This is a genomic window from Streptomyces sp. NPDC098101, assembly GCF_044760185.1.
Classification (GTDB): Bacteria; Actinomycetota; Actinomycetes; order Streptomycetales; family Streptomycetaceae; genus Streptomyces.
Map to the genome: position 1 here is coordinate 369,580 of NZ_JBIWAS010000001.1, position 18,945 is coordinate 388,524.

General features: G+C 72.8%; 18 protein-coding genes. 10 read left to right on the plus strand and 8 right to left on the minus strand.

Features of this window, described 5'->3' with window-relative positions; all coding sequences use genetic code 11:
• The first annotated feature begins 232 nt into the window (after nt 1–232).
• Complete coding sequence (locus ACIQVI_RS01450) at nt 233–1,213, plus strand: LuxR C-terminal-related transcriptional regulator (protein WP_403589809.1); 981 nt, start codon at nt 233–235, stop codon at nt 1,211–1,213.
• A 29-nt stretch (nt 1,214–1,242) separates the two neighbouring features.
• A complete protein-coding gene (locus ACIQVI_RS01455; protein ID WP_403589811.1) occupies nt 1,243–1,740 on the plus strand; it encodes a GNAT family N-acetyltransferase in 498 nt (165 codons plus the stop codon).
• A 303-nt stretch (nt 1,741–2,043) separates the two neighbouring features.
• Here ACIQVI_RS01455 and ACIQVI_RS01460 read toward each other — a convergent pair whose 3' ends face one another.
• A complete protein-coding gene (locus ACIQVI_RS01460; protein WP_403589813.1) occupies nt 2,044–2,862 on the minus strand; it encodes a response regulator transcription factor in 819 nt (272 codons plus the stop codon).
• Between the two features lie 130 nt (nt 2,863–2,992).
• On the opposite strand from ACIQVI_RS01460, the gene ACIQVI_RS01465 reads away from it, so the two are divergent.
• Both ACIQVI_RS01465 and ACIQVI_RS01470 read left to right on the plus strand, forming a co-directional pair.
• Nucleotides 2,993–4,669 carry an AMP-binding protein gene (locus ACIQVI_RS01465; RefSeq protein WP_403589815.1) on the plus strand — a complete coding sequence of 559 codons (1,677 nt, stop codon included), beginning with the start codon at nt 2,993–2,995 and terminating at the stop codon, nt 4,667–4,669.
• Entirely contained in the window at nt 4,666–6,267 is a 1,602-nt protein-coding gene (locus ACIQVI_RS01470) for an AMP-binding protein (RefSeq protein ID WP_403589817.1), read from the plus strand. Before ACIQVI_RS01465 ends, ACIQVI_RS01470 begins: the two co-directional genes overlap by 4 nt.
• On the opposite strand, the gene ACIQVI_RS01475 is transcribed toward ACIQVI_RS01470, so the two are convergent.
• The 3 genes from ACIQVI_RS01475 to ACIQVI_RS01485 all read right to left on the minus strand — a co-directional run bounded on the left by ACIQVI_RS01475 (nt 6,264) and on the right by ACIQVI_RS01485 (nt 8,103).
• Complete coding sequence (locus tag ACIQVI_RS01475) at nt 6,264–6,788, minus strand: GNAT family N-acetyltransferase (RefSeq protein WP_403589819.1); 525 nt, start codon at nt 6,786–6,788, stop codon at nt 6,264–6,266. The genes ACIQVI_RS01470 and ACIQVI_RS01475 overlap by 4 nt on opposite strands.
• 35 nt (nt 6,789–6,823) lie before the next feature.
• Complete coding sequence (locus ACIQVI_RS01480) at nt 6,824–7,612, minus strand: TIGR04222 domain-containing membrane protein (RefSeq protein ID WP_403589821.1); 789 nt, start codon at nt 7,610–7,612, stop codon at nt 6,824–6,826.
• Between the two features lie 128 nt (nt 7,613–7,740).
• On the minus strand, nt 7,741–8,103 hold the full coding sequence (locus ACIQVI_RS01485; protein WP_403589823.1) for a hypothetical protein: 363 nt from the start codon (nt 8,101–8,103) through the stop codon (nt 7,741–7,743).
• A 1,009-nt stretch (nt 8,104–9,112) separates the two neighbouring features.
• Here ACIQVI_RS01485 and gcl point away from each other — a divergent pair.
• Nucleotides 9,113–10,900 carry a glyoxylate carboligase gene (gene gcl / locus ACIQVI_RS01490; protein ID WP_079130960.1) on the plus strand — a complete coding sequence of 596 codons (1,788 nt, stop codon included), beginning with the start codon at nt 9,113–9,115 and terminating at the stop codon, nt 10,898–10,900.
• A 100-nt stretch (nt 10,901–11,000) separates the two neighbouring features.
• Here gcl and ACIQVI_RS01495 read toward each other — a convergent pair whose 3' ends face one another.
• Nucleotides 11,001–12,005: an ArsR family transcriptional regulator gene (locus ACIQVI_RS01495; protein ID WP_403589825.1), complete on the minus strand. Its 1,005-nt coding sequence runs from the start codon at nt 12,003–12,005 to the stop codon at nt 11,001–11,003.
• Between the two features lie 93 nt (nt 12,006–12,098).
• On the opposite strand from ACIQVI_RS01495, the gene ACIQVI_RS01500 reads away from it, so the two are divergent.
• The gene (locus ACIQVI_RS01500) at nt 12,099–13,316 is read left to right on the plus strand and encodes an MFS transporter (protein ID WP_403589827.1); all 1,218 of its coding nucleotides are present in this window, start codon (nt 12,099–12,101) and stop codon (nt 13,314–13,316) included.
• Nucleotides 13,317–13,620: 304 nt separating this feature from the next.
• Here the strand turns inward: ACIQVI_RS01500 and ACIQVI_RS01505 are convergent, their stop codons facing one another.
• The 3 genes from ACIQVI_RS01505 to ACIQVI_RS01515 all read right to left on the minus strand — a co-directional run bounded on the left by ACIQVI_RS01505 (nt 13,621) and on the right by ACIQVI_RS01515 (nt 17,040).
• The gene (locus ACIQVI_RS01505) at nt 13,621–15,075 is read right to left on the minus strand and encodes a catalase (RefSeq protein WP_403589829.1); all 1,455 of its coding nucleotides are present in this window, start codon (nt 15,073–15,075) and stop codon (nt 13,621–13,623) included.
• Nucleotides 15,076–15,267: 192 nt separating this feature from the next.
• Nucleotides 15,268–16,161 carry a 2-hydroxy-3-oxopropionate reductase gene (locus tag ACIQVI_RS01510; RefSeq protein ID WP_403589830.1) on the minus strand — a complete coding sequence of 298 codons (894 nt, stop codon included), beginning with the start codon at nt 16,159–16,161 and terminating at the stop codon, nt 15,268–15,270.
• A 45-nt stretch (nt 16,162–16,206) separates the two neighbouring features.
• Nucleotides 16,207–17,040 carry a TIM barrel protein gene (locus ACIQVI_RS01515; protein WP_403589832.1) on the minus strand — a complete coding sequence of 278 codons (834 nt, stop codon included), beginning with the start codon at nt 17,038–17,040 and terminating at the stop codon, nt 16,207–16,209.
• A gap of 142 nt (nt 17,041–17,182) precedes the next feature.
• Between ACIQVI_RS01515 and ACIQVI_RS01520 the strand changes: the two genes are divergently transcribed.
• The 4 genes from ACIQVI_RS01520 (at nt 17,183) to uraH (ending at nt 18,944) form a co-directional block, all read left to right on the plus strand.
• Nucleotides 17,183–17,434 carry a hypothetical protein gene (locus ACIQVI_RS01520; RefSeq protein WP_121829437.1) on the plus strand — a complete coding sequence of 84 codons (252 nt, stop codon included), beginning with the start codon at nt 17,183–17,185 and terminating at the stop codon, nt 17,432–17,434.
• Nucleotides 17,435–17,478: 44 nt separating this feature from the next.
• The gene (locus tag ACIQVI_RS01525) at nt 17,479–17,817 is read left to right on the plus strand and encodes a helix-turn-helix domain-containing protein (protein ID WP_351970409.1); all 339 of its coding nucleotides are present in this window, start codon (nt 17,479–17,481) and stop codon (nt 17,815–17,817) included.
• A gap of 155 nt (nt 17,818–17,972) precedes the next feature.
• A complete protein-coding gene (gene uraD, locus ACIQVI_RS01530; protein WP_351970390.1) occupies nt 17,973–18,488 on the plus strand; it encodes a 2-oxo-4-hydroxy-4-carboxy-5-ureidoimidazoline decarboxylase in 516 nt (171 codons plus the stop codon).
• Between the two features lie 51 nt (nt 18,489–18,539).
• On the plus strand, nt 18,540–18,944 hold the full coding sequence (gene uraH / locus ACIQVI_RS01535; RefSeq protein WP_030219689.1) for a hydroxyisourate hydrolase: 405 nt from the start codon (nt 18,540–18,542) through the stop codon (nt 18,942–18,944).
• Nucleotide 18,945 lies beyond the last annotated feature (1 nt).

Genomic DNA, 18,945 nt, shown 5'->3' on the forward strand with positions numbered 1-18,945 from the left:
AACCAAAGGGAGGGAACGGGTCGGCTCCGACCTTTCGGGCCGCCAGGTGAGGGAATGGAGGCGGCGCGGAAACGCTTTACCAGGGGCTGACGTGCAGGTATGCTCGCGGTGATCACCAAGGGGAACAGGCTTTCGCCCTCCATCCCGTATGAGGGCGAAATGCTCCGCTCATTGGCTGAATTCGGTCCATACGCAGCCGAAGAGTCGCCGGGCGGTCGGGGGAGTTGAACTGATGCTGGAAAGTGTGGGTCTGGGCAGGCGGGCGCACGACGTCTACCGGGCCCTGCTGCTGAAGCCGGACAGCGGCCTCGACGAGATAGCGCGCGAGGCCGGACTGTCCCCGGAGGAGACGCGGGACGCCCTCGACAGGCTCACCGACCTGTCGCTCCTGCACAGCGTGGAGGGCAGCGCCCAGTTCATCCCCGCCAATCCGGAGGTCGGCATCTATCCGCTCCTGGAGCGGCGGACGGCCGAACTCGACGAGCAGCGCGCCTCGTTGTCCCGGGACCGGGCCGCCGTGGCCTCCCTGGCCGCCGAGTACGCGGCCCTGGGGGCCCAGCGGGGCGGGGACGGCATCGAGCGGCTGGTGGGCGTCGAGGCCGTCCGGGTCCGGCTGACGGAACTCTCCCGGCAGGCCACGGTCGAGGTGCGCTCCTTCATGCCGGGCGGCGCGCTGAGCGCCGCCGCCCTCGAAGCCTGCCGGCCGCTGGACGAGCAGCACCTGTCCCGGGGGGTCCGGATGCGGACCCTCTACCTCGACAGCGTCCGGAACGACTGCGCCACGGTGGAGTACGCGGGCTGGCTCGCCTCGCGCGGCGGCGAGATCAGGACGGTCCCCTCCCTGCCCATGCGGATGATCATCTGCGACCGGTCGGCGGCCGTCGTCCCCGTGAACGTCGACGAGAGCCGGCAGGGGGCCTTCGTCGTCCGCTACCAGAGCATGGTCCTCGCCCTGGGGGAGCTGTTCGAGCACGTGTGGAACCGCGCCGATCCGCTCAACACCCCGTCGGTGCCCGTGTCCGACGGGCCGAGCGACCGCGACCTGGCCCTGCTGGCCATGCTGGAGGACGGCCTCACGGACGAGGGGATCAGCCGGAAGATGGGCGTCTCGATCCGGACCGTCCGGCGCACCATGGCCGATCTCATGAAGAGGCTCAACGCGCAGAGCAGATTCCAGGTGGGCGCCGAGGCCGTCCGCCGCGGATGGATATGAATACGACGTCGAACGAAAGAACGGAACCGATGACGGAACCGACGCAGGAAATCACCGACCGCCGGGACCGGCGCGTGGTGCTGGAGGAAATCACCGACGAGAACTGGCGGGACGTCGCCGACGTGGCCCCCGCCGACGACCAGCGCCGCTTCGTGGCCGCCCTCGGCGCGCGCTATCTGCTGCTCTCCCAGCGCGGCGGGCTCTGGAATTCCCTCGGCGTCCGGGCCGGCGACGAGGTCGTGGGCCACGTCATGTGGGCGTACGACGACGAGGACGGCACCCACTGGATCGGCGGCATGATCGTCAACGCCGGGGAGCAGGGCCGGGGCGTCGGCCGCGCCGCGGTGCGGGCCCTGCTGCGCCGCCTCGCGGCCCTGCCGGACTGCCGGGAGGTCCGCCTCTCGTACCACCCGGACAACGCGCCCGCCGCCGCCCTCTACAAGTCGCTGGGCTTCGAGCCCACCGGCGACTTCGAGGACGAGGAGATCGTCGTCGCCCTGAGCGCCCCGGCGGCGGCCACGGCCTGACGCCCCCGGGGCCCGCGTGCCGGCACGCGGGCCCCACCCTCACGACAGCGTCCCCGGCCCGGCTCCGCCCTGGCCTCGTGCGCTTTGCGGCAGTGCCTCCGCCCTTACGGCAGTACCCCCATCCCGGCCCGCGCCCTCGCGGCAGCGCCCCGCCCTTACGGCAATACCTCGGCCCCGTGTCCTTGCGGCAATACCCCGGCCCCGGCCCCGTGTCCTTGCGGCGGCGTCCCCGGCCCCGCGCCCTTTACAGCAGCGCCCCAGCCGCGGCCCCGTGCCCTCGCGGCAGCGCCCCCGCCCGATGCCCTACGGCAACACCCCCGCCCGTCGCGCCGCCACCACCGCCTCCAGTCGCGTGTGCGCGCCCAGCTTCCGCATCGCGGAGCGCAGATAGCCCTTCACCGTCTCCGGGCGCAGCCCGAGCCGTGCCGCCGCCGTCGCGTTCGTCGCGCCCGAGGCCACCGCCGCCAGGACGTCCGTCTCGCGCGGCGTCAGGGTCACCCCGGGGAGGGGGGCGGGGGAGCCCGAGGCCGTCTCCAGGCGGCCGCACACCGCGAGGAGCCGTTCCCGCAGCTCCGGGTCGGTGACCTTCGGCGCCAGCTCGCGCAGCTCCCCGTACGCCTGCCGCACCTCCTCCCAGGAGGGCCCGGACGGCGGCGGGGCCAGGAGCTCCCGGACCTCGTCCCGTACCGCGAGCGCCTGCTCCACGTCCCGGGCCGCCGCGACCGCCGCGTCGAAGACCCGCTCCCCGACCGGCAGCGCGTCGCGCAGCGCCCCGTACAGCACGCCCCGCACCTTCCGGCGCACGACGACCGGCACCGCGATCACCGAGCGCAGCCCCTCCGCCGACACCGGGCGGTCGTACTCGTGGGTGATGTGCCGGGCCGAGGGGTAGTCCGTCACCGCGCACGGCCGCCCGAGCGCCAGGCACTTTCCGCCCAGACCGGAGCCCGCCGAGATCGCGAGCCCGCGCAGGGCCGGCGTCACCGCCCCGCTCAGCTCACCGATCCGCAGCCCCCGGCCCTCGTGCAGCAGCCCCCCGAAGACCACCGGGAGCCCGGTGGTCCGGCGCAGCCTCAGCAGCGCGCCGCGCAGCTCCACCGACGATTCGACGTGCTCGCGCACCGCGCTCTCCTTCGTGGCCGCCGACCCGGTCGGCCCTTGACGTCCGCCGGTTCACCCCCGAACGGGGGTAGTGAGACCGGGGTCACTGATTACACGATGTCCGGGACCGGTCCCGCAATGAGGAGGACACATGACGGCAACCAGTGCGACCGAGGAGTTCCGGGCCGCCCGGGACTTCCTCCTCGAACACCGGGAGGACTACGAGGCGGCCCGCGCGGGCTTCGCCTGGCCCCGGCCCGAGCGGTTCAACTGGGCGCTCGAATGGTTCGACGTCGTCGCGGAGGGCAACGACCGCACCGCCCTGCACATCGTCGAGGAGGACGGCTCCGAGACCAAGGCGTCCTTCGCGGAGATGTCCGCCCGCTCGAACCGGATCGCGAACTGGCTGCGGGCCCACGGCGTGCGCGCGGGCGACCGGATCGTCGTCATGCTGGGCAACCAGATCGAGCTGTGGGAGACCGTCCTCGCCGCGATGAAGCTGCGGGCCGTCGTCATCCCCGCCACCCCGCTCCTCGGCCCCGCCGACCTGCGCGACCGCGTCGACCGGGGCCGCGCCCGCCACGTCCTCGTGCGCGCGGAGGACACCGCCAAGTTCGACGGCGTCCCCGGCGACTACACCCGGATCGCGGTCGGCGGGGGCGGGCCGGACTGGCTGGACTACGGCCTCGCCGCCCGCGAGTCCGCCGACTTCGCGCCGGACGGCGCCACCCTCGCCGACGACGCCCTGATGCTGTACTTCACCTCCGGCACGACCGCCCGCCCCAAGCTGGTCGAGCACACCCACACCTCGTACCCGGTCGGGCACCTCGCCACCATGTACTGGATCGGCCTGAAGCCCGGCGACGTCCACCTCAACATCTCCTCGCCCGGCTGGGCCAAGCACGCCTGGTCGAACCTCTTCGCGCCGTGGAACGCCGAGGCGACCGTCTTCGTCCACAACTACACGCGCTTCGACCCGGCCCGCCTCATGGACGAGATGGAACGCCACGGGGTCACGAGTTTCTGCGCCCCGCCGACCGTCTGGCGGATGCTCATCCAGGCCGACCTGGGGCAGCTCAAGTCCCCGCCGCGCGAGGTCGTCGCCGCCGGCGAACCGCTCAACCCCGAAGTCATCGAGGCCGTCCGGCGCGCCTGGGGCATCACGATCCGGGACGGCTTCGGCCAGACCGAGACCGCCGTCCAGGTCTCCAACAGCCCCGGCCAGCGGCTCAAGGAGGGCTCCATGGGCCGCCCGAGCCCCGGCTACCGGGTCACCCTGCTCGACCCGGTGAGCGGCCGCCCGGACGCCGACGAGGGCGAGATCTGCCTCGACCTGTCCGCCCGCCCGGTGGGCCTGATGACCGGCTACCACGGCGACCCGGAGCGCACGGCGGAGGCGATGGCCGGCGGCTACTACCGCACGGGCGACATCGGCACGCGCGACGCGGACGGCTACATCACGTACATCGGCCGCGGCGACGACGTCTTCAAGGCCTCCGACTACAAGATCAGCCCCTTCGAGCTGGAGAGCGCGCTCCTGGAGCACGAGGCCGTCGCCGAGGCCGCCGTCGTCCCGGCCCCCGACCCGCTGCGGCTCGCCGTCCCCAAGGCGTACGTGGTCCTCGCGGCGGGCTGGGAGCCGGGCGCGGAGACCGCGAAGGCCCTCTTCGCGCACGCGCGCGCGGTCCTCGCCCCGTACAAGCGGATCCGGCGCATCGAGTTCGCCGAGCTGCCCAAGACCGTCTCCGGCAAGATCCGCCGGGTCGAGCTGCGCCGCCTCACCGCCGAGGGCGGCGGCACCGAGTACACGGAAGGGGACCTCGCGTGAGCGCGCCGAAGGAACTCTCGTACGCCCACGGGGCGTCCACCACCCCGCTGCTCGGCGACACCATCGGCGCCAACCTGGACCGGGCCGTCGCCGCCTGGCCCGACCGCGAGGCGCTCGTCGACGTCCCCCACGGACGCCGCTGGACGTACGCGGAGTTCGGCGCGGACGTGGACCGGCTGGCCGGCTCGCTGCTCGGCAGCGGCGTCCGCAAGGGCGACCGGGTCGGCATCTGGGCCGTGAACCGCGCCGAATGGGTCCTCGTCCAGTACGCCACCGCCCGCATCGGCGCCGTCATGGTCACCGTCAACCCGGCCTACCGCCCGCACGAGTTGGCGTACGTGCTGAACCAGTCGGGCGTCTCCCTGCTCTTCGCCTCCCTCGCCCACAAGACGAGCGACTACCGGGCGATGGTCGACCAAGTGCGCGGGGAATGCCCGGCGTTGCGCGAGGCGGTGTACTTCGGGGACGCGAGCTGGGACGCGTTCCTCACCCGGGAGCCCGGGGAGCTGCGCCCGGAGCCGCTCTCCTGCGACGAGCCCGTCAACATCCAGTACACCTCGGGCACCACGGGCTTCCCCAAGGGAGCCACGCTCTCCCACCACAACATCCTCAACAACGGTTACTTCGTCGGGGAGATGATCGCCTACGGGGAGCAGGACAGGATCTGCATCCCCGTCCCCTTCTACCACTGCTTCGGCATGGTCATGGGCAACCTCGCGGCCACCTCCCACGGCGCCTGCATGGTGATCCCCGCGCCCTCCTTCGACCCCGCCGCCACCCTCCGGGCGGTCCAGGAGGAGCGCTGCACCTCGCTGTACGGGGTGCCGACGATGTTCATCGCGGAGCTGAACCTCCCCGACTTCAAGACGTACGACCTCTCCACCCTCCGCACCGGCATCATGGCGGGCTCGCCGTGCCCGGTGGAGGTGATGAAGCGGGTGGTCGCCGAGATGAACATGGCGGAGGTGTCGATCTGCTACGGCATGACCGAGACCTCTCCCGTCTCCACCCAGACCCGCCGCGACGACGACCTGGAGCGCCGCACCGGCACGGTCGGCCGGGTCATGCCGCACGTCGAGGTGAAGATCGTCGACCCGGCGAGCGGGCTGACCGTGGAGCGCGGCGCGGCGGGCGAGCTGTGCACCCGCGGCTACGGCGTGATGCTCGGCTACTGGGACGAGCCGGAGAAGACCGCCGAGGCGATCGACCCGGGCCGCTGGATGCACACGGGCGACCTGGCGGTGATGCGCGACGACGGCTACGTGCGGATCGTCGGCCGCATCAAGGACATGATCATCCGGGGCGGGGAGAACGTGTACCCGCGCGAGATCGAGGAGTTCCTGCACGGCCACGCCAAGATCGCGGACGTCCAGGTGGTCGGCGTCCCCGACGAGCGCTACGGCGAGGAGATCCTCGCCTGCGTGATCCCCCGCGACCCGGCCGACCCGCCCACCCCGGAGGCGGTCACGGCCTTCTGCCGCGACCGCCTCGCCCACTACAAGATCCCGCGCCGGGTGGAGATCCTCGCGGAGTTCCCCATGACGGTGAGCGGAAAGGTGCGGAAGGTGGAGCTGCGGGAGCGGTACGCAGGGAGCTAAGGGGCGTCGGTGAGGTCCCGGCGCATGAGGACGCGGGGCCAGGCCGCCAGGCCGTGGGCCGCCTCCGCGCGGGCGATCGCGCGCAGGCCCTCCGTGAGGGCCGGGTCGGAGTCGTCGAGCGGACGGAAGCCGAGCCGGGCGTAGTACGGGGCGTTCCACGGCACCTCGGCGAACGTGGTCAGGGTCAGCGCCGTCAGGCCCTCCTTTTCCGCGATCACCGCCAGGTGCTCGATCAGGGCCCGGCCGACGCCCCGGCGGGCGGCGTCCGGGTGCACCGACACCTGCTCGATGTGGGCGGCGCCGTCGACCGGATCGGTGAGCAGGTACGCCACCGGGCGGTCGGCGGCGTCCGCCGCCACCCAGGCCCGGCCCGCCCGGCGGTACGCCTCCAGGGTCTCCAGGGGCGGCGGGTCGTCGTCGGCGATCGCCGCCATGCCGAGGGAGCGGAACGGTTCGCCCGCCGCCCGTTCGATGTCCTGGAGCAGCGGGAGTTCGGCCGCGACGGCCGCTCTGATGCGCATACGACAGTATGACGCGGGGCCGGCGCGGCGCGGGCTCAGCGGCCGGCGGCGCCGCCCGGCGACGGCCGGTTCCGGTCCGCGTCCCGGGGCCGGTCGAGCAGCCCGCCGTCCCGGGAGAAGCGGGGCAGGAAGAGGGCGAGGGCCGGATCGCCGTACAGCGCCACGTACAGCTGGACGAGCCGTCCGTCCGTCACCTCCCGGCGGTGGGCCGGCAGCGGGTACCGCTCCCGCAGCCCGGCGAGCAGCCGCCGCGCCGCGCCCGTCGTGACCGGCAGCCGCAGCAGCACCGCCGCTGCCCCGAGGACCGGCGGAAGGCCGGTCGCGAACACCCCCGGGAGGTCCGCCCGGGACGCGCCGGTCGCGAGCGGCCCGACGAGGACGGTCAGGAGCACGCAGCCGAGCAGCGCCCGGACGACCCACAGCTGCGCGACCGGGCGCAGCAGCCCGGCCCCGCGCAGCTCGCCGCTCAGCGCGTCCACGGCCCGCCGCGCCTCGGGGCGCTGCGTGAGGTCCTCCAGGGCGAGGGCCCGGCGGAGCGCCCCGTGCACCCCGAGCTGGACCGGGTCACGGGTCCGGCCCGGTCCGCCGTTGGCCCGAATCGTATGTTTGCGGCCCGCCGCGACCGCCCCGCGCTGGTGCAGCGCCACGAGCGCCACGGTGACGGCGGCCCGCCGTCCGCCCCGCAGCAGCGCGAGCGCCTGCGGCGTCGGCACGGCGTCCGCGTCCGGTGCCGCGCTCTCCCGGCTGCAGGTTCGCAGCAGCGCGGCGGCGAGCAGCAGTTCGGCCCAGGCCGCTCCGATGAACCACCACATCCCCGTCGGCATGACGCCCACCCCCCAAGGGAGTTGTGCCCGGCGGAGCGTGTTCCTCACGCGTGAATGGCCGATTTCGGATGCCGAGGTGTTGTGGGGGGAGGCCGGGGGGCGCGCTTCGCGGGGTCCGGGCGCCGGGGTCAGGCGCCGCCCGCCGCCAGGTCGTCGGCGGCGCGGTTGACCGGCTGCGGGGTGCCGGTCAGGTCGAGGACGAAGAGCGGCAGGCCGATCTCGGCGGCGCGCGTACGGGCCTCCGGGGTGTAGCCGGCGAGCGAGAAGAACACGCTCACGGCCGAGGTGCTCAGACCGTTGAGCCAGAGGCACTCGACTGCCCGCAGCCCGGTGGGGCGGGTGCTCGGGTCCACCTGGGCGACGAGCCCCGCCGCCCGCAGGTCCACCCCGGAGGCGGGCCGCTCCTCGGGCTGGACGACGTCCCGGAAGCCGAGCCAGCGCAGGTACCCGGCGGCCGCGGCCACCGCGTCCCGCCCGGTCCTGATCGTCACGGGCCGGAAGATCCCCCGCCCCGGAACCGGGCGCGGGCCGGTGGGCGGCAGCGGGATGTGCGCGGGGTAGCGCTCCGCGAACGCCCGGTACGACTCCTGTCGCGGCGGCCCTCCGGGCCCGGGGTCTGTGTCCTGCTCGTGCGGGCCGACGGTGTCGGGGCCGGTACCGTGCCCGTGCGGGCCGACGGGGTCGGGGCCGGTGTCGGGTCCGGTGTCGGGTCCGTGCGTACCGGCGCGGGAGCCACCCGTACGGGAAGCGTCCGGGCCGGACGCGCCGGTGCCGCTCCCGGCGTCCGGGTCCGCCGCCCGGGGCGGGACCGCGCCGGGGTACGGCCCCGCACCCGGGGCGCCCGAAACATCGGGACCGCCCGCCACGTCTCCGGCCCCCGTCACGTTCCCGGCTCTACGAGCACCCGGAGCGCCCGGAGCATCCGGCCCGTCGAGACCGCCCAGGTCACCCGGCCCGCCCGGCTCCGTCGAGCCGCCCGAGCCGTCCCCGCCGTCCGCAGGGCTCACCCGCACCCGCAGGACCGTCCCGCACTGGCAGCCGAGCTCCGGGTGGGGCCAGTCGTTCTCGCGGCCGCAGGCCCCGCAGCGGACGGTGACCCACTCGTCCGTCCAGCTCCGGCGCGTGAGCGGTTCCGCCACCGCGCCCGCCGCCACCGCCGGGGCCACCGGGCTCCCGCACGCGCAGGGGAAGACGGGTGCCGCGTACGCCTGTGTGCTCAGGCATTCCGGGCAGCGCACCGGTACCGAATCGCCCACGATCCAACCCCCTGTCGTCCGCTCCCATCGTCCACCCATCCACCGCCCCGGGGGAGGCTGTTCGGCCACTTCGGGACCCCGGAACCGTCCCGCAGCGCGGACCTCCCTTGACGGCCCTTCGCCACCCCACCTACATTGCTTCCACATAGCAGAACAGATTTTCCGTATTACGGAAACAGGTGGAGAACTCCCCGGTCGAGGAGGAGCCCGCCTGGATCCGCCCGGCCGAAGCAGGAGCACTCCCATGCCTCGTATGACCGCCGCCGCAGCGGCCGTTGAGATCCTCAAGCGCGAAGGCGTCACCCAGGCGTTCGGCGTCCCCGGCGCGGCGATCAACCCCTTCTACCGCGAGCTCAAGAACGTGGGCGGCGTCGGCCACACCCTCGCCCGCCACGTCGAGGGCGCGTCCCACATGGCCGAGGGCTACACCCGCGCCAAGGCCGGCAACATCGGCGTCTGCATCGGTACCTCGGGCCCGGCCGGCACCGACATGATCACCGGCCTGTACTCGGCGATCGCCGACTCGATCCCGATCCTCTGCATCACCGGCCAGGCCCCGGTCTCGAAGCTCCACAAGGAGGACTTCCAGGCCGTCGACATCGCGACCATCGCCAAGCCGGTCACCAAGGCCGCCACCACCGTCCTGGAGGCCGCGCAGGTCCCCGGCGTCTTCCAGCAGGCCTTCCACCTGATGCGCTCCGGCCGTCCCGGTCCGGTCCTCATCGACCTGCCGATCGACGTCCAGCTGACCGAGATCGAGTTCGACCCGGAGACGTACGAGCCGCTGCCGGTCTACAAGCCGCGCGCCACCCGCGCCCAGGCCGAGAAGGCGCTGAGCTTCCTCCTGGAGTCCGAGCGGCCGCTGATCGTCGCCGGCGGCGGCATCATCAACGCCGACGCCTCCGACCTGCTCGTCGAGTTCGCCGAGCTGACGGGCGTCCCGGTCATCTCCACCCTGATGGGCTGGGGCACCATCCCGGACGACCACGAGCTGGCCGCCGGCATGGTCGGCGTCCAGACCGCGCACCGCTACGGCAACGCGACCTTCCTGGAGTCCGACTTCGTCCTCGGCGTCGGCAACCGCTGGGCCAACCGCCACACGGGCTACAACCTGGACGCGTACACCAAGGGCCGGAAGTTCGTCCACGTCGACATCGAGCCCACCCAGCTCGGCAAGATCTTCGCCCCGGACTACGGCATCGCCTCCGACGCCAAGGCCGCCCTGGAGCTCTTCCTGGAGATCGCCAAGGAGTGGAAGGCCGCAGGCCGCCTCCCCGACTTCACCGCCTGGGCCGCCTCCGCGCAGGAGCGCAAGGCCACCCTCCAGCGCCGCACGCACTTCGAGAACATCCCGATGAAGCCGCAGCGCGTCTACGAGGAGATGAACAAGGCCTTCGGCCCGGAGACCCGGTACGTCACCACCATCGGCCTCTCCCAGATCGCCGCCGCGCAGTTCCTGCACGTCTACAAGCCGCGCCACTGGATCAACTGCGGCCAGGCCGGCCCGCTCGGCTGGACCATCCCGGCCGCCATCGGCGCCGCCACCGCCGACCCGGAGACCCCGGTCGTCGCGCTCTCCGGCGACTACGACTTCCAGTTCATGATCGAGGAGCTGGCGGTCGCCGCCCAGCACAAGGTCCCCTACGTCCACGTCCTGGTGAACAACGCCTACCTGGGCCTCATCCGGCAGGCGCAGGGCGGCCTCGGCATCAACTTCGAGGTCAACCTGGAGTTCGAGAACATCAACACCCCGGAGATCGGCGTCTACGGCGTCGACCACGTCAAGGTCGCCGAGGGCCTGGGCGTCAAGGCCATCCGCGTCGAGGACCCGGAGAAGCTGGGCGAGGCCCTGGAGCAGGCCAAGAAGCTGGCCGTCGAGCACCGGGTCCCGGTCGTCGTCGAGGCGATCCTGGAGCGCATCACCAACATCGCGATGAGCAAGACGGTCGACATGAGCGACGTCACCGAGTTCGAGGACCTGGCCACCGAGCCCGGCCACGCCCCGACCGCGATCAAGGCCCTCCAGGTCTGATCCCGGAGCCGTGAGGCGGCCCCCGTCCCGAGGAGCACCGGGCCGGGGGCCGCCTCACGCCCTTTCCGCCCCTCACGTCCCCCGCTTCACACCCCCCGCCTCACGCCCCTCCCGAGCGGCCCCGCGCCCCTTCCGCCCCCTGCGCCCGTACGAGCACCGCGCCCGCCTCCGTCCATGCGTAGAGCACCGACCGGCCCGCCCGTCCCCGCCGTACGAGCCCCGCCTCCCGCAGCACCTTCAGGTGCCGGCCCACCGAGCCGAGGCCCTGCCCGGTCAGGGCCACCAACTGGCTGGTGGACAGCGGCGTCCCCAGACGTACGAGCACCCCCGCCCGCGCCGGTCCGAGGAGCGCGCCCAGCGCCTGCGGCACGACCGGGCCCGAGGCGTCCGCCAGGACGCCCGCGCAGGGGTAGACCACCGCGAACCGCTCCGTGCCCTCCCAGGACGCCCAGCCCGTCGCCGGGGTCACCGGCACGAAGAGCAGCCGGCCGCCGTCGACCGAACGCGGCGGGTACGGGCGGGCGTTGACCTGGAGCCGGCCGTCGCCGAGCCAGCGCATCCGGCCCGGCGACAGCTCGTCCAGGGCCGCCGCCCAGCCGGCCCGCCCCAAGCGCGCGGTCCGCGCGACCACGTCGGCTTCGAGGATCCTCCGCCGCCGCGGCCACTCCGGGAGCACGGTCTCCTCCCACACCCACGTCAGGACCTCCGCCATCCGCCCCGGCAGGTCCCGCGCCGACCGCAGCGGCTCCGGCACGGGGCCGCCGAGGGCGACGGCCAGTTGCGGCACCGCCCCGGCCGGGTCGGCGGCGCGGACGGCCCCGACCTCCTCCGCGAAGGACCGCTCGCCGTCGCCGAGCGGCGTCGGCGTCAGGAAGTCCGCGTTCCAGGTGGGCCCGATCGCGGCCCGTACGAGCAGGGCGTCGAGCGGCTCGGCCGCCAGGCGCGCCCGGTAGGCGGGCAGCGAAGAGGCCAGCCAGGCCCGTTCGCCCGGATGGGTCGCGGCGGCCGCGTGCAGGGTCTTGAGCGCGGCGATCGTCTCGGCCAGCGGCGAGACCACGAAGCGGCCGCCCGCGAGCGAGTCGGTCCCGATCCGCCACCAGCCCATCCCGCCGCCCTCCCGCCGCCCTCCCGAGTCCCTCGGTTTCGCCTCCGTGCGAAACGATAACGGCGGGCGCCGGACGCCCCCGAGACTCCCCGCATGTCCCCTCCCCGCTACCGTTCCCTCTTCCGCACCCCCGAATTCACCCCGCTCTTCCTCACCGGCTCCGCCCACACCGCCGCGCAGACGGTGGCCGGGCTCGGGCTCGCCACCCTCGTCTTCCACGCCACCGGTTCGCCGCTCCTCTCGGCCCTGGCCCTCTTCGGGCCCTCGCTCGCCCAGCTCCTCGGCGCGACCACGCTGCTCTCCGCCGCCGACCGGCTGCCGCCGCGCGCCGCGCTCTCCGGCACCGCCCTCTTCTTCGCGGTGGGCACGGCCGTCCTGGCGGTCCCCGCCCTGCCCCTCTGGGCGGTCTTCGCGGTCCTCCTCGCCGAGGGGCTCGCCGCCTCGCTGGGCGGCGGGGTGCGCTACGGCCTCCTGAACGAGGTCCTTCCGCGCGAGGCGTACCTCCTCGGCCGCTCGGTGACGAACACGGCCACCGGCGTCTGCCAGATCGGCGGCTTCGCGGCCGGCGGGCTCCTCGTCGCTCTGCTCTCGCCGCGCGGCGCGGTCCTCGCCGGCGCCGGGCTCTACCTCGCCGCCGCCCTCCTCGCCCGGCTCGGACTCGAGGCGCGCCCTCCGCGCGCGGAGGGGCGCCCCTCGATCGCCGTGACCCGGCGCACCAACGCCCGGCTCCTGTCCCTGCCCGCCCGCCGCCGCTGCTACCTCGCGCTCTGGGTGCCCAACGGGCTGATCGTGGGCTGCGAGTCGCTGTTCGTGCCGTACGCCCCCGAGCGCGCCGGACTCCTCTTCGTCTGCGGCGCGTTCGGGATGCTGGTCGGGGACACCGCCGTCGGCCGCTTCCTGCCGGAGCGGCTGCGCGCCCGGCTCCGCTTCCCGCTCCAGGTGCTGCTCGCGGCCCCGTTCCTGCTCTTCGCCCTCGACCCCGGGCTTCCGCTCGCGCTCGCCGCCGTGACCGTGTCGGCGGTGGGGTACGGGGCGAGCCTGCTGCACCAGGAGCGGCTGATGGCCCTGGTGCCGGAGGAGCTGGGCGGTCACGCCCTGGGTCTGCACTCCTCGGGGATGCTCGCGTTCCAGGGGGTGAGCGCGGCCCTGGCCGGCACCCTGGCCCAGTACGCCTCGCCGCGGACCGGGATGGTGCTCCTCGCCGTCGCCTCGCTCGCCGTGACGTTCCTCCTGGCGCGGGCCGACCGCCGGGAGACGAAGAAGAGCGCGGAACCAGGGACCGTAAACCTGGTTCCGCGCTCTCCCGTCTGATGACCGCCCGACGGTGCGAGGCTGGCGCGACAGGACGTTCGCGCCGCCGGGCGGAGTCTCGGGATGTCCTTCCCCTATATAAGGGGAGGGCGTTGGGACCGCGGCGGTGCCGACGGGCGGAGCGGCCGTCCTTCCTTCAGGTCAAGAAGGGGGCCGTCGCCCTTACCACCGCACTGGCTCGGAGCCGCCGCGGTCCTCACGCTGTCCGGTCCACCGGCCACCCCTCATTCGGGCCGGTGTTCCGGACCGCGTACGGCGCTGACCTCCCGTCAAGTGCCGTACGCAGTCTGGGTGTCGCCGTGGATCAGTCGCGCAGGGCGGCGACCGCCTCGGCCACGCGCCGGCCGTACTCCGGGTCGGCGGCGGCGAAGTGCGCGATGTTCTTCTCGATGACGTCCTCGCGGGACACCTGGGACAGGCCGCCGGCGATGTTGGCGACCAGCCGGGCCTTCTCGTCCTCGGACATCAGGCGGTAGAGCTCGCCGGCCTGGAAGAAGTCGTCGTCCTTGACGTGCGCGGGCGCCTCGTGGGTGCCGGTCCAGCCGTGGATCGCGAGCGGTGCGGAGAGCGCGGCGTCGGTCTGGGCCGGGCCCTGGTACGAGTTGGGCTCGTAGTTCTTGTCGTGGCGCGAGCCGTTGCGGGTGGCCATGAAGCCGTCCCGGCCGTAGTTCTGCGCCGTGGTCGCCTTGGGGGCGTTCACCGGCAGCAGGGTGTGGTTGACGCCGAGGCGGTAGCGGTGGGCGTCCGCGTAGGCGAAGAGGCGGCCCTGGAGCATCTTGTCCGGCGAGGGGCCGATGCCCGGGACGAAGTTGTTCGGGGAGAACGCGGCCTGCTCGACCTCGGCGAAGACGTTGTCCGGGTTGCGGTCGAGGACCAGGCGGCCCACCCGCTGGAGCGGGTAGTCGGCGTGCGGCCACACCTTGGTGAGGTCGAACGGGTTGAAGCGGTAGTCCGCCGCCTCGGCGGCCGGCATGACCTGGACGTACAGGGTCCAGGAGGGGTTGACCCCGCGCTCGATCGCCTGGAGCAGGTCGGTCTGGTGCGAGTTGGCGTCCTTGCCGACCAGCTCGGCGGCCTGCTCGGCGGAGAGGCTGCGGATGCCCTGGTTCGTCTTGAAGTGGTACTTGACGAAGAAGGCCTCGCCCGCCTCGTTGGTCCACTGGTAGGTGTGCGAGCCGAAGCCGTGCATGTGCCGGTACGAGGCCGGGATGCCGCGGTCGCCGAAGAGCCAGGTGATCTGGTGGGTGGACTCGGGGGAGTGCGCCCAGAAGTCCCAGACGTTGTCCGGCTCCTGACGGCCCGTGAAGGGGTCGCGCTTCTGCGAGTGGATGAAGTCGGGGAACTTGATCGGGTCCTTGATGAAGAACACCGGGGTGTTGTTGCCGACGAGGTCGTAGTTGCCCTCCTCGGTGTAGAACTTCAGCGCGAAGCCCCGGGGGTCGCGGACCGCGTCCGCGCCGCCGAGTGAGTCGGCCACGGTGGAGAAGCGGATGAAGGTCTCGGTCCGCTTGCCGACCTCGGAGAGGAAGGCGGCCTTCGTGAAGCCGGTGACGTCGTCGGTGACCTCGAAGTACCCGTACGCGCCGGAGCCGCGGGCGTGCACCACGCGCTCCGGGATCCGCTCACGGTTGAAGCGCGCGAGCTTCTCCAGCAGGTGCTGGTCCTGGAGGAGCAGGGGGCCACCGACGCCGGCGGTGGCGGAGTTCTGGTTGTCGGCGACGGGGGCGCCGGACTCGGTCGTAAGCACGCGCTGCGACATCGTGACCTTCCGTACGGGAGCTGCACTGTGTGACGGTGCTCAGGAGCGTAGGTACGCCCTCCGAAAAACGTCAACAGTTTGTTGAAAATGAAGTGTGGTGTTCCGGTCGGCGGCGGCGCCTGGGCGCGACAGGACAGTTGTCAGCGCCGCCGCCGACCGGAAATCGGGGGCCCCGGGGAAGCGGGGACGGGGTCAGACCTGCTGGCCGGAGAGGCGCTCGACGGCGCGCAGCAGGGCCGAGTGGTCCAGGCCGCCGTCACCCTGGGCGCGCAGGGAGGCGACGAGCTGGGCGACGACCGCGCCGACCGGAAGGGCGGCGCCCACGTTGCGGGCGGCGTCGGTGACGATGCCCATGTCCTTGTGGTGCAGGTCGATGCGGAAGCCCGGCTTGAAGTCCCGGTTCAGGAAGTTGTCCTTCTTGCGGGTCAGCACGGTCGAGCCGGCCAGACCGCCGTTGAGGACGTCGAGGGCCGCGGTGAGGTCCACACCGGACTTCTCCAGGAAGACCACGGCCTCGGCGCAGGCCTGGATGTTGACCGCCACGATGAGCTGGTTGGCGGCCTTCACCGTCTGGCCGGAGCCGTGCGGACCGCACAGCACGATCGTCTTGCCGAGGGCCTCCAGGATCGGCAGGGCCTCGTCGAAGTCGGCCCGCTCGCCGCCGACCATGATCGAGAGCACGGCCTCGATGGCGCCGGCCTCGCCGCCGGAGACCGGGGCGTCGATGACGCGTATCCCCTTCTCGGCGGCGTTCTTGGCGAGGTCGACCGAGGTCTGCGGGGTGATCGACGACATGTCGACGATCAGCGCGCCCCGCTTCGCGTTCTCCAGGATGCCCTCGGGGCCGTAGGCGATCGCCTCGACCTGCGGGGAGGCGGGCACCATCGTGATGATCACGTCGGCGTCCTTCACGGCCTCGGCGATCGAGCCCGCGGCGGAGCCGCCGGCCTGGGCCAGGCGGTCCAGCTTGTCCTGCTCCAGGGTGAAGCCGGTGACCTGGTAGCCGGCCTTGAGGAGGTTCTCGGACATGGGGGAACCCATGATGCCGAGGCCGATCCAGGCGACCTTGGGGAGGTTGTTGCTCATGAGGGTGCCTCTCGAAAACTGGTGGTACGGGGGAGGGGGCGCTGGTCAGCGGGCCGCGCGGGCCTCGGCCGGGAGCCACGCGAAGGACGCGGCGGTGTCGGCGGCCTTGTACTCCAGGCCGACCCAGCCGTCGTAACCGGCCTTCTTCAGCTCGTCGAGGAGCTGCTCCAGCGGCAGGTCGCCGGTGCCCGGCGCGCCCCGGCCCGGGTTGTCCGCGATCTGCACGTGGCCGGTCTTGTCCGCGTACCGCGCGATGACCGCGCTCACGTCCTCGCCGTTCATCGACAGGTGGTAGACGTCGAGCAGGAACTTGGCGTTGCCGAGGCCGGTCGCCGCGTTGACCTTGTCGACGACCTCGATCGCGGAGGGGGCGCTCACCAGCGGGTAGAGCGGCGACTCCGGCTCGTTGAGGGTCTCGACCAGGAGGATCGCGCCGACGCGGTCGGCGGCCCGGGCGGCCAGGACCAGGTTCTCCAGGGCGAGGGCGTCCTGGACCTGCGGGTCCACGCCCTCGACGCGGTTGCCGTAGAGCGCGTTGAGCGCCTTGCAGCCGACCGAGGCGGCGAAGTCGGCGGCCACGTCGATGTTGGCGCGGAAGCGGTCCGACTCCTCGCCCGGCACGGAGAGGGCCCCGCGGTCCGGGCCGGGGAGCTGCCCGGCGTAGAAGTTCAGTCCCACCAGCTGGGTGCCGGCGTCCTCGAGGGCCTTCTTGAGGGCGTCGAGCTCGCTCTGCTCGGGGGTGGCGGTGTCGATCCAGGGCCACCACAGCTCGACCGCGGTGAAGCCCGCCGCGGCGGCGGCCGCGGGGCGCTCCAGGAGCGGGAGTTCCGTGAAGAGGATCGACAGGTTCACATCGAAGCGCTGATCGGAGTATCCCATGAGGGGTAGGCGCTCCTTCCGTATCGCGGAAGTAAGTTTCTGTCTGACGGAATGTTGCAAGCAGGTCGCCGCGCTTGTCAAGGGGTCCCCGCAGGTCCGGGGCTCCCGCGGGGCCGGGGAGGGGCCGTAGCGTGGGGCCATGGTGCGTTTGAGAGTGGAGTTCACGACCGAGCCGTTCGACCTCGACGAGGCGCCGGCGCACGCGGTCGTGGCCCGTGAGGTCATCCAGTCGGCCGACCTGGACGCGGTCGACGTCGGCCCCTTCGGCAACACGGCGGAGGGTGGCGCCGACGCGGTCCTCACCGCCGTCGACGCGCTGCTCCGCGAGTCGCTCGCGGCCGGCGCCACGCGCGTCTCGCTCCAGGTCAACGTGATCGGGGAGGGCGAGAAGTGAACGAACACCCCTTGATCGCCGCGGTGAAGCCCCTGGTCGACGCCATGGGCGCCGAGCTGCTGGGGCCCGAGCTGGCCGAGCCCGACGACGTCGTCCTGTCCTGGGAGGGGGAGGACGTGCTCGCCGTGCGCCTCCCGCAGCTCTCGGAGTCCCTGGACCACATCCTGGCCGCGATGGAGCGGCGGCACGGGACGCCGCTCGCGGAGCTCGACCGCAAGTCGAAGCAGGAGATCGTCCGGCTCCTGGAGGCGCGCGGCGCGTTCTCCGTGCGCCACGGGGTGGAGACGGTGGCGGGCGCGCTCGGCGTCAGCCGCTTCACCGTGTACAACTACCTGAACCGCGAGACCGCCCTGAACAGGGAAAAGGCCGTCAAGGCCGACTAGTTGATCATGTGTGTCCACAAGCCGTCGTCCGGATGTCGGGACGACGGCTTTTGTGTCACCGACTTTTCAACAAAGTGTTGACGTTGTGTTGCGGAGGGCGTTAGCTATCCGCAGCCCGTCCGACGCACAGCGAAAAACAGCCACGGAGGCTTCCCGTGACTTCAGGTACGACACCGGGCCTGGCCCGGTTCAACACCTCGGCGGACAGCGAGGCCCTCGCCGCGCTCCACGAGGTGTGCTCCAGCTCGGCGTGGGGGAGCAAGATCCTCGCCCAGCGCCCGTACACCACCGCCGAAGCCCTCTTCCTCGCCAGCGACGCCGCCATGGCCGAGCTGACCGCCGAGGACCTGGCCGAGGCGATGGCCGGGCACCCGCCGATCGGTCGTCCGAAGGCCGGGGACCCGACCTCCTCCCGCGAGCAGAGCGGGATGGCCGGAGCCTCCGAGGAGCTCAAGGCCGAGATGCTCGAACTCAACCTGGCGTACCAGGACAGGTTCGGTCATGTCTTCCTCATCTGCGCCACCGGCAAGAGCGGCGAGCAGATGCGCGACGCGGTCCGCGAGCGGATCGGCAACTCGCCCGAGGCGGAGCGCGAGATCGTCCGCACCGAACTGGGCAAGATCAACCGCATCCGGCTGACCCGCCTCGCGGAGGGCCCGCAGGCCCCGTAACGGGCCCGCGGGTCCCGCAGAGGACTCGTAAGAGAGAAGAGAGCTCCGTACATGAGCACCGACACCACGGCCTCGGTGTCCACGCACATCCTGGACACCAGCATCGGCCGCCCCGCCGAGGGCGTCGCCATCGCGCTCGCGGCCCGCGCCGGCTCCGACGCGGAGTGGACCGCGCTCGGCGGCTCCGCCACCGACGCGGACGGGCGCTGCAAGGACCTGCCGGCCCTGCCGGAGGGAACCACCCACGTACGCCTCGACTTCGAGACCGAGGCGTACTTCTCCACCCAGCACAGTGCGAAGAAGCAAGCCGAGGCGCAGCAGGACGCCCCCCGCGTAAGGGACAGCGGTGCGTTCTTCCCGGAGGTGGCGATCACGTTCGCCGTCACCCCGGGCGAGCACTACCACGTACCGCTGCTGCTCAACCCGTTCGGCTACTCCGTATACCGAGGGAGCTAGC

Bases quoted from the DNA above. Each gene is read 5' to 3' on its own strand.
- ACIQVI_RS01450 (WP_403589809.1), top strand. From the start codon at position 233: ATGCTGGAAAGTGTGGGTCTGGGCAGGCGGGCGCACGACGTCTACCGG.
- ACIQVI_RS01455 (WP_403589811.1), top strand. From the start codon at position 1,243: ATGACGGAACCGACGCAGGAAATCACCGACCGCCGGGACCGGCGCGTG.
- ACIQVI_RS01465 (WP_403589815.1), top strand. From the start codon at position 2,993: ATGACGGCAACCAGTGCGACCGAGGAGTTCCGGGCCGCCCGGGACTTC.
- ACIQVI_RS01475 (WP_403589819.1), bottom strand. From the start codon at position 6,788: ATGCGCATCAGAGCGGCCGTCGCGGCCGAACTCCCGCTGCTCCAGGAC.
- ACIQVI_RS01480 (WP_403589821.1), bottom strand. From the start codon at position 7,612: ATGCCGACGGGGATGTGGTGGTTCATCGGAGCGGCCTGGGCCGAACTG.
- gcl (WP_079130960.1), top strand. From the start codon at position 9,113: ATGCCTCGTATGACCGCCGCCGCAGCGGCCGTTGAGATCCTCAAGCGC.
- ACIQVI_RS01495 (WP_403589825.1), bottom strand. From the start codon at position 12,005: ATGGGCTGGTGGCGGATCGGGACCGACTCGCTCGCGGGCGGCCGCTTC.
- ACIQVI_RS01500 (WP_403589827.1), top strand. From the start codon at position 12,099: ATGTCCCCTCCCCGCTACCGTTCCCTCTTCCGCACCCCCGAATTCACC.
- ACIQVI_RS01505 (WP_403589829.1), bottom strand. From the start codon at position 15,075: ATGTCGCAGCGCGTGCTTACGACCGAGTCCGGCGCCCCCGTCGCCGAC.
- ACIQVI_RS01510 (WP_403589830.1), bottom strand. From the start codon at position 16,161: ATGAGCAACAACCTCCCCAAGGTCGCCTGGATCGGCCTCGGCATCATG.
- ACIQVI_RS01515 (WP_403589832.1), bottom strand. From the start codon at position 17,040: ATGGGATACTCCGATCAGCGCTTCGATGTGAACCTGTCGATCCTCTTC.
- ACIQVI_RS01525 (WP_351970409.1), top strand. From the start codon at position 17,479: ATGGGCGCCGAGCTGCTGGGGCCCGAGCTGGCCGAGCCCGACGACGTC.
- uraH (WP_030219689.1), top strand. From the start codon at position 18,540: ATGAGCACCGACACCACGGCCTCGGTGTCCACGCACATCCTGGACACC.